General features: G+C 64.7%; 13 protein-coding genes and 1 pseudogene. 3 read left to right on the top strand and 11 right to left on the bottom strand.

The genetic code is table 11. The annotated features are described in order from the left end of the window. Positions 1-2: 2 nt before the first annotated feature. From AB0D34_RS12105 to AB0D34_RS12075, 7 genes are all read right to left on the bottom strand, one after another. Positions 3-371: a DUF742 domain-containing protein gene (locus tag AB0D34_RS12105; protein WP_362660339.1), complete on the bottom strand. Its 369-nt coding sequence runs from the start codon at positions 369-371 to the stop codon at positions 3-5. Positions 372-409: 38 nt separating this feature from the next. Beyond that, positions 410-850, bottom strand: coding sequence for a roadblock/LC7 domain-containing protein (locus AB0D34_RS12100; protein WP_362660336.1), 441 nt, complete (start codon positions 848-850; stop codon positions 410-412). A 91-nt stretch (positions 851-941) separates the two neighbouring features. Continuing rightward, positions 942-2,423 (bottom strand): ATP-binding protein, encoded by a 1,482-nt coding sequence (locus AB0D34_RS12095; protein ID WP_362660333.1) that lies wholly within the window; start codon positions 2,421-2,423, stop codon positions 942-944. Positions 2,424-2,480: 57 nt separating this feature from the next. Further along, on the bottom strand, positions 2,481-2,840 hold the full coding sequence (locus AB0D34_RS12090) for an ATP-binding protein (RefSeq protein WP_362660330.1): 360 nt from the start codon (positions 2,838-2,840) through the stop codon (positions 2,481-2,483). A gap of 98 nt (positions 2,841-2,938) precedes the next feature. Then, the gene (locus AB0D34_RS12085) at positions 2,939-3,457 is read right to left on the bottom strand and encodes an ATP-binding protein (protein WP_362660327.1); all 519 of its coding nucleotides are present in this window, start codon (positions 3,455-3,457) and stop codon (positions 2,939-2,941) included. 203 nt (positions 3,458-3,660) lie between these two features. Further along, complete coding sequence (locus AB0D34_RS12080; protein ID WP_362660325.1) at positions 3,661-3,801, bottom strand: hypothetical protein; 141 nt, start codon at positions 3,799-3,801, stop codon at positions 3,661-3,663. 227 nt (positions 3,802-4,028) lie between these two features. Next, on the bottom strand, positions 4,029-5,252 hold the full coding sequence (locus tag AB0D34_RS12075) for a helix-turn-helix transcriptional regulator (protein WP_362660322.1): 1,224 nt from the start codon (positions 5,250-5,252) through the stop codon (positions 4,029-4,031). 326 nt (positions 5,253-5,578) lie between these two features. On the opposite strand from AB0D34_RS12075, the gene AB0D34_RS12070 reads away from it, so the two are divergent. From AB0D34_RS12070 to AB0D34_RS12060, 3 genes and pseudogenes are all read left to right on the top strand, one after another. Further along, positions 5,579-6,208, top strand: coding sequence for an HAD family phosphatase (locus AB0D34_RS12070; RefSeq protein WP_362660319.1), 630 nt, complete (start codon positions 5,579-5,581; stop codon positions 6,206-6,208). Between the two features lie 2,006 nt (positions 6,209-8,214). Then, positions 8,215-9,459, top strand: a complete 1,245-nt coding sequence (locus tag AB0D34_RS12065) for a tyrosine-type recombinase/integrase (RefSeq protein WP_362660316.1) — start codon at positions 8,215-8,217, stop codon at positions 9,457-9,459. A 230-nt stretch (positions 9,460-9,689) separates the two neighbouring features. Further along, positions 9,690-10,739: pseudogene (locus AB0D34_RS12060) on the top strand (citrate synthase/methylcitrate synthase); the annotation flags it as partial. 10 nt (positions 10,740-10,749) lie between these two features. Here the strand turns inward: AB0D34_RS12060 and AB0D34_RS12055 are convergent. The 4 genes from AB0D34_RS12055 to AB0D34_RS12040 all read right to left on the bottom strand — a co-directional run bounded on the left by AB0D34_RS12055 (position 10,750) and on the right by AB0D34_RS12040 (position 12,997). Continuing rightward, the gene (locus tag AB0D34_RS12055) at positions 10,750-11,451 is read right to left on the bottom strand and encodes a DUF6082 family protein (protein WP_362660313.1); all 702 of its coding nucleotides are present in this window, start codon (positions 11,449-11,451) and stop codon (positions 10,750-10,752) included. A 120-nt stretch (positions 11,452-11,571) separates the two neighbouring features. Further along, positions 11,572-11,859, bottom strand: a complete 288-nt coding sequence (locus AB0D34_RS12050; protein WP_362660311.1) for a hypothetical protein — start codon at positions 11,857-11,859, stop codon at positions 11,572-11,574. A 117-nt stretch (positions 11,860-11,976) separates the two neighbouring features. Further along, on the bottom strand, positions 11,977-12,216 hold the full coding sequence (locus AB0D34_RS12045) for a hypothetical protein (RefSeq protein ID WP_362660308.1): 240 nt from the start codon (positions 12,214-12,216) through the stop codon (positions 11,977-11,979). Positions 12,217-12,436: 220 nt separating this feature from the next. Further along, positions 12,437-12,997 carry a DUF6082 family protein gene (locus tag AB0D34_RS12040; protein WP_362660306.1) on the bottom strand — a complete coding sequence of 187 codons (561 nt, stop codon included), beginning with the start codon at positions 12,995-12,997 and terminating at the stop codon, positions 12,437-12,439. Positions 12,998-13,102 lie beyond the last annotated feature (105 nt).

Raw genomic sequence — 13,102 nt, 5'->3', positions numbered from 1 at the left:
CGTCACCCGGCCTTCGCAGTCGCTTTGGGGTGCCTCCGCTTGAGACCGGCAACGACCGCATGGAGCAGCTGCAGGTCGCTGTTCCCGCTCCCCCTCTCCGGCAGGGACACGGCCAGGACGCCTGCGTCGATCAAGTCGGAGACGAGGACCCCCACCAAGGTCACGGGCAGGCCCAGGGTGCCGGCCAGCTCGACGAGCGGACGGTGCCGCTGACGGCACAACTCCACAAGCCGAACGCTCTCCTCGGACAGCCCCGGCCTGGGTGCGCGACGCCCCAGCTCCAGGACGGCGTGGAGGCTGAGCGTGTGACGGGCGTGGGTGACGCCGTTGGTCACCGCATACAGCCGGACGATGCTGGTCGTCTCGTCCAAGGCCTCGGTCTGCGATGAGTCTTGGCCTGTCGGGGAGTTCACGCGACACCGTCGACCTGACCCAGCAAGCGGATCGGGGTGGTCATGAACGGGGCGAACCGCTGCACCATGCGCCCCGTCTCGTAGGCGACCTGGCCCATGTTCGCGTCCGTGGCGGCCAGCACGAGCAGCACAGTCGCGACGCTCTTGCCGGAATCGGTGAACGCGTTGCCGACCCCGGCCTCGGTGAGGAGGAACAGGCTGTCGCTCCGCTCGATGAGGAGCTGCTGTACTGGCCGCTTGTCTCCCGTCGGCCCGGTGGTCCCCTTTGCCAGGGACATCAATCCCGAGGCCGCCGCAGCCAGTTCATCAAGCCAGTCGATGTCGGCCTTGGAGGTCATGTGCGAGGGGTGGACCTGCTTGATGCCGTCGCGTGAGGCCAGCACCGCGTGCGTGACGCCGGTGGTGTCCTTCACGAACTCGTCGAGCAGGCCGGTCATCTGCTCCCTGGTCTTCTCAAGGGAGTGCGCTGAGGTTGACGTAGTCACGTCATTAGTCATGGCGGAGAACTCCACGCAAAGTAGTGGGGGGTCAGGAATGAGGGGTCGGGGGCGTGCCGGGGCTAGGTTCTGTGCCGATCCCGGCACGGAGGCCCTCACGCCAGTCGGCCACGTTCTGGGGGTTCGCAGCCGTGGCCGGCGCGGCAGGCTCGTTGGTCACGCTGGCAGGCATCGGTCTGGTCACAGGGGTCCGTCGAGGCAGCGGGTCCGAATCCGCGAGGACGGGCTGTGCTGCGGGGCCGTCCTCGCTCGGTGCGGGGGGCGCGGCGCCTGCGTACGCCAGTTGCGGAGCGGGGGGCGCTGCGGTGGGGACCGTGATGGTGCCGACCGTGGGGGTGACGGCGAGGAGGTACTGCCGGGGGATGACGACGTGGGCGGTGGTGCCGCCCATCTTGTTCATCTCCAGCCAGACCTTCAGGCCGTACCTCGCGGCGATCTTCGAAGTGGTGATCAGACCGAAGTTCCCGTCACGGACCTGGCCCGCGACATCGGCCTCCTCCGGGTGGGCGAGGAGATGATTCAGCCGCTCCCGCTTGGCCGGGGCCATCAGGTGACTGGCCCGGTCCTCCACCTCGATCAGCAGGCCCTGTGCCACTTCTTGAGCGCGGACGGTGACCTTGGTCGCGGCACTGGAGTGCTCCAGACCGTTGTCGATCAGCTCGGCGAGCAGGTGAGTGATGTCAGGGTGGATGTGCGCAGGCAGTGCGAATCTGTTGCCGACGTCACCCGGAACCGTGTCGACGCGCTCGTATTTGACCACCTCGGACTTCGCTCCGCGCAGCACGATGGCCACTGGCATGGAGGACCGTGTCTCGCGAAGCGACTGGCCGCCCAGGACGACGGACACGCTCTCCACCATGCGGCGCAGCCGCGTCGCGAGGTGGTCGATCCGGAAGCATCGGTGCAGCAGCACCGCATCCTCCGTCGACATCTGCAGGAGCGTCATGTGCTCCAACAAGGCACCGATCAGCCCGTGTTGGCGCCGCGTCAAAGCCCGATGCATCGCGACGAGCACCGCCGCCTGAGACTCGTCGTGCGTCCGTTGCAGACTGAACGCACCCTGCACCTGCAAGTTACCGATCAGCGCGATGACTTCCTCAACCGGATCGTCGCCAGCTGGCTGAGGCTCGGGAGGGAGCGGCGGCCGGGTGCCTTTGCACAGCTGATCCGCCGTCCAGATCATGGTCTGTTCAGCCGCGCCCACGGCTTCCTTGATCTGCTCGAACTCGGCAATGCGGCGCTGCTGAAGCGAAACAGCCACGGCCCGTATTCGTAGGCAGCCCGCTAACCCGGCGATGACCACGCTGCCACCGAGCGCCAACGCGAGCCGCATGATCGTGAACTCGTACAGCCACGCGGCCAAGAGCGTCACACTCCACGAGGCAACGAGACACAACAGCGGTACGGCCAGCACACCAGTAAGTTCGTCGAGGAGGTAGCGGTCCACCCGTGGGCGGCGGTCTCGTCTGCGGCGATGGGTGACCGGGCGGGTGGGGGGCACACGGTCGGACATTTGGGAAAGTCCTCAATAGTCGATTTGAAAAGGTTAAATAGGTGCATTAACTACCTTTCAGGCCTGCATCAGCCGAATCTGTGCCTGGATGGACTTTCCGCCACCGATGGGCGAAGCGTCCCAATCGATGTCGCATCCCAAAGCACGGATGAGACCCAGCCCCGTCTTCCCTTCCTCAGCCACAGCGGCTTCGTATCCGCCGAACTCAGGGCTCGGGTCCGTCACCTCGATAAGGAGTTCCTCGTCTTCACCGATGACCAAGGCGAGCGTTACTTCACCAGTGCCAACGTGTTTCACCGCGTTGCACACCAGTTCCGTGACCACCCTGGCGGCGATCGATCGATTGCCAGCCCACGCCGCCATAGCCAAGGTCGTGCGCGTGTGCAGGCGAGCTAGCCGGGGGGTGCCTGGCTCCATGAGCCACGTTCTCGCCCATCGCTGAGGGCGGACCGGAACGCATCCTTGAGTAGTTGCCTGCTCCCAGGTAGGGCCCGACGGGGATGGCACGTGCGGGATCATTGGGGAGGCTCCCGCCATACGCGATCGCTGTGTGATGAGCTGAGCGGCACCTCGCACCAAGCAACTGCCCCGTCCTCGGAGAATCCCCAGGACCCGCCCAACTCTTGGGTGACGAAGGCCTTGACCAGAAACAGGCCGCGGCCACTCTCGTTCATCGGGCCGACGGATCGCGGCCGGGGAGCGGCCGAAGGAGACCAGTCGTGTACCTCAATCCGAACGTGTCCGTCGGATTTCAGACGGCCGCGTAGTCCGAACGCTTCGGCCTGGGCGTGCAGGATGGCATTGGTGCAGAGCTCGGACACCACGAGCAGTACGAGGTCGGCCCGCTCGCCCTCCATCCCGCACAGAAGCTTCAGCCACACTCCGGTGAGGCGACGGACGTGCCCAACGTAGGACGGGTCGGCTTCCACAGCGGTGTCGAAGACTGGGAGCACGGTCGTTGGTGCTTCCACTGCGGAGTGCGGGGACGCCTCCAACAGGCTGGTCAGCCCGGTATCGGCAGCTCCGAAGAGCATGGGGACTCCCTACTTACGGCCGGGTTCGGGCGTGCACCCGCTGTTTGATGGGGCGAGAGAGCACAAGAGAGCTGCGCGACGATTGCGCTGCAACGGCGGGCGCCGGAGGAAAGGGGCGTCTATACCGACCAAGGCGGGGGCATTCGCGGCGTCAGCGAGGGCGAGCCGGCGCATGCGGTCGCCCGCTGTCCGGCGCGGGGCAGTCATGACGCCGCCTCCGCAGTCGGAGCTGACTCGGCCGAACGGCTCGGGTAGAGCACCGCGCCGATCTCCTCGTAGAAGCTCTCCGTCTGTTCAGCGGTGAGGACGAGCGCCACTACTTCTACGGTCTCCGCTCCGCTCATCACGGTGAGCGGAATGGCAATGCGGCCAGCCTGCGTGTGGTGTATCGGTCGGCCCTCCGCACGCTCGACCCACAGGGCGGGCAGAGGCGCAGCGGAGGACTTGGCTCGGAGGTGACCCTTCGTCATAACGCTTTAACGTAGGGCCATTTGACAAGATCACCCCTGAATGCGATTCAGGGCTGATTGGGATTCAGGGTCAGGAACAGAAATTCAGGGTGCCCCACGGATCACGCGGCGATCCCGAGGTGAGTGGCCACCGCCCTCAAGTCGTCCCGGAACAAGGGCTTCTCCCTCTTCAATAGATCGGTCACCGCCTCCCTGACCAGGGGAGAGAACACGATCTCCTCCGGCGACTGCTGCCGGAGCTTGGTCAGCACGTGCACCGTGGCGTAGTCGTCGCGTGCGATGCGGTTGCAGTTCATGACCTCGATCAAGTACCGGGTCCGGCGCTCCAGTGGCAGTTCCGGATTGATCTCTACAGTGTCGGCCAGGCGCAGAGCCTCGCTCGCGTTGCCTTCTTCGGCGGTCAGATGCACCTCGTGCATGGATACGTTCGTCGGCCCGAAGCACGTGTGCCAGTGGTTGCGGTCCCCACCTACGCGCGCAGCCGCCGCCTTCGCGCCGCGGTAGAGGTCCCATGCGACGGGGCCCTTCGCGGCGCGTACGGCGGCGACCGCCGCCTGAAGGTGCAGCGCGCCGTACGCCGACCAGTGCTCGGCGGGCGAGTCGTCGGTGGGCGCACAACTAGCGATCGTCTGGCGTGCGAGCTCCACGCTGTCGTGCACCTCGCCGACCGATGTGAGGACACAAGAGAGGCTCCAGGCTGCGGCCGCCATGAGGGCCGGGTCTCCGGTGTTGTCGGCAAGCGACAGACCGCGGTCAGCGGCGATCCGAGCAAGGGTCGGCTCGCCGACGCGACGCAGCCAAATCTGGTGGAGACCGTAGAGGCTGATGAGCTGACGAAGCGCCACCTGCTCCTCGTTGCCGCTCGCATCGCGCAAGACCGCGTGCCCTTGACGCAGGAGCACTGGCAGGCGGGCTCCGACGTCTTGGTACCGCCCCTTGGCCTGCGTCTCGTAGACCTTCCACGCGTCGTCGACAGAATCCGTGAAGTCCTGGACACTCACTGCTCCCACCGTGTTGGGCAGCAGTGAGGACGGTAGGGACAGGGCGCTTCGGATCTCGGGAACGTGCTCGTGCTCCGAGTCCAAGCCAGCGCCGACGCTGGACAGGAAGCCGCCCGTCAGATCCTCCAGCTCACAGCGGAGCACCCGCTTGAGCTCGAAGAGCAATGAGAGCTTGTCGATCGGGATCTGCTCATGCTCTACCTTGTAGACCCAGTTCTCCGAGCGGCCGATCAGCTCTCCAAGACCCTTCTGCGACAGGCCTCGTCGCTCGCGAAAGTACTTGACTCGCATACCGATGGTGAGCAACTCGCGTGCATTAAACATGAATTGACCTGTTCTCCGCGTGGGTTGGGCACTCAGATCAAGCGTAGGCCCGTTCGCCGTCCTGAAGGGGAGTACTCGAAGTCTCTCCCCCGTACTGCAGCCCGATACTCGACTGCGTCTGATTGCCTGATGATGGGCAACTCACGGTGATTTTTCATAGATTGACCCGTTATCCACGTGGGTTGGCGCTCAGATCAAGCGTAGGTCTGCACTCCGTCCAGAAGGGGGGATACTGGGTGTCTCTCCCCCTCCGGGAGGGTGCTCAAGGTCCCTCACCAGACCGGCGGGGAGACCGCCTTACGACGTGCGTCTCGCAAGGAGCCCCTTTGTCCTCCTCCTACCGCGGCCTGATCCTCGACTTCGGCGGAGTCCTCACCACGCGAATGCGGCTCAACGGCGAGGCCTTCGAACGCTCCGAAGGACTTGAGCCTGGCGCCTACTTTCACGCCCTCAACGAGAACCCTGAAGGCGTGCGTGTCTACTCTGCGCTCGAAGTCGGTAAGGCTACCCAGGAGGACTGGAACCGGGTCATCGGCGGGATCCTCGGCATCGACTCCACCGACCTCATGCGCCGAGCACTGGCGAACCTTAGGCCGGAACCGGCCATCGTGGCGGCCACGGAGAAGGCTCGTGCCACTGGGATTAGGGTCGCGATGTTGTCGAACAGCTTCGGCTTGACTCCTTACAATCCGTACGAGGCGCTCGGCATGTGGGAGGACGCGTTCGACGCGGTGATCCTGTCCGAGCGGGAGGGCGTGCGCAAGCCGTCGCCGGCCATCTACCTACGAGCACTGGCTGAATTGGGGTTGTCCGGGCCCGAGTGCGTCTTCGTCGACGACCACGCCGAAAACCTTCCACCAGCCGAGGCGCTCGGGATCCGTACCATCCACCACACGACCGATCCCGAGGCCACCGCGACTCAGCTTGATGCACTTCTGGCGCGTGCGGCTGCCTAGGGCCCGTCCGGTGGGTCGGTGACGATCTGAAGATCGACTTCCACCCAACTGCAGAACCGTCGGCGACGACGCCCAGCACGTTTCTGCCGAACGGCGGAACGCACACCGGGTGCTGGCCTCAAGCGCATGACCCCGGCCAGCCAGTCGGGACATCGCGCTCATGAGATCGATGGCAGAGACCGTCCAGCAGGCCCTGCAAGGTGCGCTGGCCGGTCGAAACACGGTCAGCATCCGCAGCACCCTGATCGAGATGCTGGAACGAGGTCTCAGCGGCCCACAAGGCGGCCCGCAGGATCGCCGAGGACGGGGACGCGGCCCTCATCTCTCTACTTCCTGACCAGGCCGGCGCCAACGCCTACGGGTCGCGGGGCTACAAGTCGGGCCTCGAACTACTTGACCGTGAACGAGAAGATCATCAAGGATTTACCCTGCCGCGTCGAGCTTGCCACAGAGAAATAGGACGCGATCATCGACGAAGGCATGCGGCTTACTCAGGAGAAGATCGCAAGCGACCCATTGCTAAAGTGCGCTGCGTGCGCCCACCTGCCGCGACGTCGAGAAGCCGGCGACCGCTCTAATCGCGGAGCCACGCGGAACTCAGGAAACGAATTCCTCTTCCAGGAGAGTCGCGATCTCCCTGTCATATCCTTCAGGTGTGGTTACCAGTTGCCTACCTGTTGCGGCTTTCGACAGCCCGAAGTACGCCTCTATGTGCGCCAGAGGCTCTCCGTTCCTCACTGCTGCTATTGCGGCTCGGCGTAGATCGGACACCGTTACATCGAGACCAGCTTCTCGCGTCCGCACCCGAAAAAGTCGCGATAGTGAATAGGAATTCCTAGCCGTCTGCAATCCCAATAGCAGTGGTTCATCCGGCTCGGCCTGCGCCACCGCCAGCTGAGCGTCGACAGCATCGGCGGCAGTTGCTGCTACTCGAATATCCCGAACTCGCCGCCTCCCTCGTATCGTCACGCGGGGTTCGGTGCCTGAGGACCAGTCCCCAACAAGAAGCCCCGTCACCTCCCCCTCCGTAGTCCAGAAAGCAGCAATAGCGAAGATGCCGCATATAGAAGTTGGTCGCTTCGGGTGCTCTGAAGGGCGGCTCGCGCGACCGTTATAGGTAGGAGGGGATTCTGCTCTGCTTTGCTCGTTGTCATGTCGCGACCCTAGCTTGTTTGCGTCACCGAGCGATAGCGAATCCGAGCTTGATGTCTTTCAAATTACGCGCCCTCCCCTTTCGCTCCCTGCTGCTCAGCCGGCCAGCCAGGTACCTGAGGCGTGCCCCATGGAGGTGCAGCCTCCACCGCTGACGGCCTACGCGGGCGGCGTAGGCCGCACCTCCAATCTGACCCCGCCACACCCTCTCCCTCGCAGTCGCATCGACTTTCATCTACAAGCGTTTACGGCAAAAGCTAGCTAAACGGGCTAAATAGGACTCTAGATGCCTGTTGCATCATGCTCGACTGGGTTACCGTCTACCTCGATCATCTACACCTGTTGATGGCGTGGCGACGGTGCTCCCATGCGTGATGCCTGCGCCGGGCCCGTCCATCCAGGGGGAGGACCGCTAGGTAAAGGGAGGCGTGATCTTGTCGGACTACGGGTTGGTGCACAGGTGGTTTCCCGACTCGGATTCATTCGCAGTATCGGTCTCGGTACGGCCATGATGAAAGCGGGAAAGGCTTCCGAAGCCCCTTCTTTTAATTCACCAGACCGATATATGATGCCCCGTGAGGTGGAACGCCGGCTTGGCATTTCGCCTTCGACGCGGCGGCGGTGGACGAATCGTGGTCTGCTGCGCGCTGTTCCTCTGGGTCCGTACTACCGGCCCGGCCCAGGAGACAATCGGGGAGGGAACAGGAATGGCAGTCGGGTGCGCTATAGCGAACATGAGGTCAACGACCTCTTCGAGCGCATCAAGAAGGGTGAGCTTGCCAGATCGCCTAAGCCCCTGGATCCCTAGGTATCGCAGGCCCAGAGGAACTGGAGATCTCCCACGGAAGGGGCACATGGCCGAGTCCGACGCACCGTTTGACCGGTGGCACAAGAAGCATCCGAAAACAGGTGACATGCAGTGCAAATGCGGCACCAAGAAGAACCCACTGTACCCGTCCGCCGATCACGGGAGGGGGTTGCAGTGGCAGGCTCGTTACACGGATCCGAAGGGCAAGCCTCGTCGGCCGATGTTCGGCACATGGGAGGAGGCCCGGGATCACCTGGACAAGATACGAGTAGCCTTGCGCAGCAACTCGTGGGTGGACCCCGAGCCCGGAAAGAAGCCTGTCGCGTTCTATGCGGACGAGATGATCGCAAGGCGGAAAAAGAAGAAGAAGAATGACAACACGATTGGCAACTATGAGAGCCATCTCAAGTGCCACATCAAGCCCTTCGCGGGAACCAGACCTTCGCAGTCCCTGACCCGTCGGGACACGATGGCCTTCATCGATTTCCTGTTGGAGCAGCCGGGGCTCAACGAGGGGTCCAGTGTCATCCAGGTATACAAGACCTGGCGCATTCTCATGAACTACATGATTGACGCGGACGTTCCACTGCCCGCCAACATCTGTGCCCGCATCGAACTCCCAGACGTCGATCCGCGCGTCAGTGTTGCACTGTCTCCTGAGCAAGTGGCGGACCTTGCCGCGGCCATGCGCGAAGTGGACCCGAGGCTGGAGATCCTGGTGTGGATCGGATCCTGTGCCGGGCTTCGCGAGGGGGAGGCCTTCGGGCTCACCAGGCAGGCCGTGAACTGGGACCAGGATCTGCTCTACGTGAAGGAGCAGCGACAGCGAGGCAAGTCCGCGAAGCTCAAGACCAAGGCCAGCTACGCGACGCTGCCGGTGGATCATTTTCTGATCATGCGCCTGAAGGAGCATCTTGAGACCTTCCCTCAGGTGGCTCCGGTCTGCGCGGACACCGAGCGCCAGCGGAGGGCAAGGGGCTACACCCCGCCGCCAGACGAAGGCCTCATCGTCACCAACAGACTCGGCCGGCCCCTTACGCGGGCGGCTTTCCGGTACCACTGGAAGCCTGCCGTGGAGCTGGCGGGCCTTCCGGACGAGACCCGCTTCCATGACCTCAAGCACTTCTACACGACGCGGCTCGGCGCTTCTGGCGAGTTTGACCCCAAGACGGTGCAGGCTCTCTCGCGTCACGCAAACTTCAACGAGACGTGGGACACGTACGCCCACCCCCCGCTTGCTGTTCAGGGGGTCAAGGTGAGCACCTTCGGATCCTTGTTCGCAGCGCCGTGACCAACGTCCCCCAGCGCGCATATGTCGCGCCGTGGGGACTTGACCCGACCCGACCTTGTTGTGCAAGACTCACTGTCAGTTCGAGGCTACCCATCGCGACGCGAGGGGGGTACCGGTCCGTGGAACGATCGGTGCACTCGATTCGACCCCGATTCGACCCCGTAAGTACCGGCAGAGCGGATCAACGCTCTGACCAGGGAAGATGGGGTGCAGCAGAGGCTACTGGCCTTTACCGCCAGTACTCGGCCGTCGAGCTCGCGCAGACCCGCGGGTTCGAGGATGTCTGGCATCTCCTGGTCCACGGCGAACTGCCGGACGCCGGACGGGCTGTGGCCTTCCGTGCCGAGACCGCGGCGCTGCGGCGGCTGCCGGACGAGGTGCGGGTCGCGTTGCCTGCGATCGCGGCGGCGAGCGGACGGTCCGGGCCGCTGGCCGGCATGCGGACCGCGTTGTCGCTGCTCGGTGCGGCGAAGGGGTTCCGGCCGGTGTACGACATCGACCCCGACGAGCGGCGACGGGACACGCTGGTGGCGGCCGCAGCCGTGCCGACGCTGCTCACCGCGTTGCACCGGCTCGGCAAGGGGCTCGATCCGGTGGAGCCGCGGGAGGATCTCTCGTACGCGGCGAACTATCTCTACATGTTGACGGGCGCGGAGCCGGAGCCGCAGCGGGCCCGGGCGGTCGAGCAGTACTTGATCTCAACCATTGATCACGGCTTCAATGCATCAACCTTCACGGCGCGGGTCATCGCGTCGACCGGGGCGGACGTGGCGGCGTGCCTCGTGGGGGCCGTGGGGGCGCTGTCCGGGCCGCTGCACGGGGGCGCGCCCAGTAGGGCGCTGGACACCCTGGATGCGATCGGCACACCCGACCGCATCGACCCCTGGATTCGTGAGCGTGTACTCGCCGGTGAGCGGATCATGGGCTTCGGCCACGCCGTCTACCGCACGGAGGACCCGCGTTCCCGGATGCTCCGGGAGGTCGCGCAGCGGTTCGGCGGACCCCGCGTGGACTTCGCCGTCGAGGTGGAACGCCATGTCGAGGCGATCCTGGCGGAGTTGAAGCCGGGGCGGGAGCTGCACACCAACGTCGAGTTCTACGCGGGCGTGGTCATGGAGCTGTGCGGACTGCCTCGCGAGATGTTCACTCCGACGTTCGCGTCGGGGCGGGTGGTGGGGTGGAGCGCCAACATTCTGGAGCAGGCGGCGGACTCGAAGATCATCCGACCGGTGGCGCGGTATGTGGGGCCGGGGGCGCCGGTGGCGGTGCCGGTGGGGTGACAGAACCTTGTCAGGCAGGGGGTGGAGGTACATCGGGCTGCTGCGCGTTTCGAATCGCTCTCTCGAAGATCCTGAACAACCGCCCTTCGTCAGTGTCGGGCGGCAGCACTTCCTTGGCGCTGCGAGAGGCCTCCCAATACCGAGTGAAGGCAGGACTTTGAACCAGGGTCCCTGCCCGTGCGATCAGCTCGGTCTCGGTGATGCCTCCCCACTTGTAGACCAACAAGTAGTGACTGAAGGTCAAGTTGGCGAAGAGATTCTGCCGGAGGGTCTGTGCCGACTCGCCTGGAAAGTCGTTCCAGACCTCGGCCAGGCCGGGATCGGCCATGGCCATCTGTGTCAGTTGCACATGCAGGGACCGTAAGTCAGCCTCTGCGCTCCGGTGCAACTCGTTGCGAGAGGAGACAAGTTCCTCGCGTTGCATGGCGAGTTCGTGACGCTGCATCCGTAGCTCGCGCTGCTGGAGCAGAAGGGTGGCCACCAGCAGGAGCAGTGCCAGGCCCGAGAAGACCGCGCTCACTCCACCGAAGTATTCCCCGAGAGAGCTGCGCTCCAGGGCCGTACGTCTGTCGCCGTTGGCTTCCTCCACGCCACGGGCGAGCCACCCGCTCACCACAACGGATGCGGCACCGACGGCACCGGTGACGACAAGCGCGACGGAACCCCACGCGCACGCGACAACTACCGAACGCCATATGCGATGTGTCGCCATCCGTGCCTCCCCCGAGAGCCTGCGACATCCTTCCCATGGCTCGGAACGGGGAAACGGCGTTGCCGAAGGCCTGCGTACGGCGGATGCCCGCACCGGATTGCGAGTGCGGGCATCCTTCGGTCAGCTGTTGGGGATGAAGGCCTTGGCGCAGGTGAGAGTGTCGCGGTCGACGACCACAACAATCTCGGACGGGGCCAGCGCACGCAGCCTCGGGTAGTCCCTTCGGATCTCCGCAGTCCTCTCTGTACCGATCACCGCGAATCGGCCGTCGTGGAGTTCGAAGATGTCGGGGCAGTGGGCGCCGCAGGTGCTGCCCCTCGCTTGAGGGGGAAGGCCGATGCGTCGCTTTATGTGGAGGCGGGAGGCGGACAGCCGACAGGCGGCTTTGCGACCCAAGTGGATGGTCATCCTTATCCCTTCGGGTGTTGACGAGGTGAGAGAGAACCGGCTCGGGGCCTCTGGCGTACGGCCTGGGACGGACCGTTCGTCAGACGCGTCGCCAGTGGCGAAGGGAGTTCCGGACGCTCATGCCTCCGGAATGTCACCCTTGGCCCTGATGAGTGTGTCCCGGGTGATGACGACGATCCGCTCGTAGTCCGCTCGCGACGCGTCGGCGGGGAGTTCGCCGTCGAGTTGCTCCGTGACGTCCCTGCCGATCACGGCGAAGCTTCCGTCGGCCAATTCGAAGATGTCAGGGCAGTTGCCCCCGCCCCCGCTCCCCCGAGCGCTGGGAGGTACACCGATCCGACGGATGATCTGACTCACTGTTGATTCCTCTGGTCTCACGTCTGAAGAGCTTGCGCACAACGACTGCGGGGTGGAGGCGGCCCTGTGGGGTGCGCTTGCCATCCGGCGGCGTGAGCGACGTCTTGTGGAGTCGCTCTACGCGATCGAGCGTGAGTCAACCCCAGCGACGTCCGGGACAACTGGGGACTTCATCCGTTCGTTATGGCCCGAGGGTGTGAATCACGAGAGTGCGATGCCGTCAGTCACCTGGAAGGTCGCCGACCACCCACCACTCGTCCCCGTCTGCTTCATCCAGTTGCCGAAGCAACTCGTCCACCATCCGGCCGAGCTCGGCTTCGTCCGACTCTTCGGGGAGAGTCGCCCGTTGCCCCCGAGTGGCATGCCAGTACTCCCTGACGACGGGATTCTGTACGAGACCGCGGATCAACCCGAAGAACTCTTCACGGCTGATGTTGCCGATGCGGTAGTAGAACAGCAGGTTGGTGTACAGCGCGTTTGCGAAGAGGTACTGGCGCCGTTTCTGCTGTGCTGTCGGCACCTCGAAGATGTCCAGGACCTCGGCCAGCTCAGGACTGTCGATGGCCTTGCTCAGGAGTTCCCAGTGCAGGCGCTGCTGATTGGCCAGGTTGGCGTGGCGCTGGCCGTCCACCACCCGCTCCTCCAGGAGGGCGAGGCGTAGGCGCAGGGTGTGAAGCGCGCGTTGTTGTGCGGTCAGAGCGGCGAGCGCTCCTGTCACCAGGCCGAGGCCGGCTGCCAAAGGAGCGGCGAGCCCCCGTACTCCACGCTTCCGTGTGGCCATGTCAACCCCCGATTCAGGCGGCCGTCCGCCGGTCGTCGGGGTGCGGGTCGACTGATGGGGACCGGCGAGCGGTGGGCGGCGCTTGCCGTCTCCCAGGGTGCCGAG

The organism is Streptomyces sp. NPDC048420 (assembly GCF_040651535.1).
Classification (GTDB): Bacteria; Actinomycetota; Actinomycetes; order Streptomycetales; family Streptomycetaceae; genus Streptomyces.
The sequence above is the reverse complement of the archived record's forward strand: the minus strand, read 5'-3'. Positions and strand labels throughout refer to the sequence as shown.

Excerpts from the sequence above, each read along its gene's own strand:
- AB0D34_RS12065 (WP_362660316.1), top strand. The coding sequence starts at position 8,215 with ATGGCCGAGTCCGACGCACCGTTTGACCGGTGGCACAAGAAGCATCCG.
- AB0D34_RS12100 (WP_362660336.1), bottom strand. The coding sequence starts at position 850 with ATGACCGGCCTGCTCGACGAGTTCGTGAAGGACACCACCGGCGTCACG.
- AB0D34_RS12085 (WP_362660327.1), bottom strand. The coding sequence starts at position 3,457 with ATGCTCTTCGGAGCTGCCGATACCGGGCTGACCAGCCTGTTGGAGGCG.
- AB0D34_RS12095 (WP_362660333.1), bottom strand. The coding sequence starts at position 2,423 with ATGTCCGACCGTGTGCCCCCCACCCGCCCGGTCACCCATCGCCGCAGA.
- AB0D34_RS12050 (WP_362660311.1), bottom strand. The coding sequence starts at position 11,859 with ATGACCATCCACTTGGGTCGCAAAGCCGCCTGTCGGCTGTCCGCCTCC.
- AB0D34_RS12055 (WP_362660313.1), bottom strand. The coding sequence starts at position 11,451 with ATGGCGACACATCGCATATGGCGTTCGGTAGTTGTCGCGTGCGCGTGG.
- AB0D34_RS12080 (WP_362660325.1), bottom strand. The coding sequence starts at position 3,801 with ATGAGCGGAGCGGAGACCGTAGAAGTAGTGGCGCTCGTCCTCACCGCT.
- AB0D34_RS12040 (WP_362660306.1), bottom strand. The coding sequence starts at position 12,997 with ATGGCCACACGGAAGCGTGGAGTACGGGGGCTCGCCGCTCCTTTGGCA.
- AB0D34_RS12090 (WP_362660330.1), bottom strand. The coding sequence starts at position 2,840 with ATGGAGCCAGGCACCCCCCGGCTAGCTCGCCTGCACACGCGCACGACC.
- AB0D34_RS12075 (WP_362660322.1), bottom strand. The coding sequence starts at position 5,252 with ATGTTTAATGCACGCGAGTTGCTCACCATCGGTATGCGAGTCAAGTAC.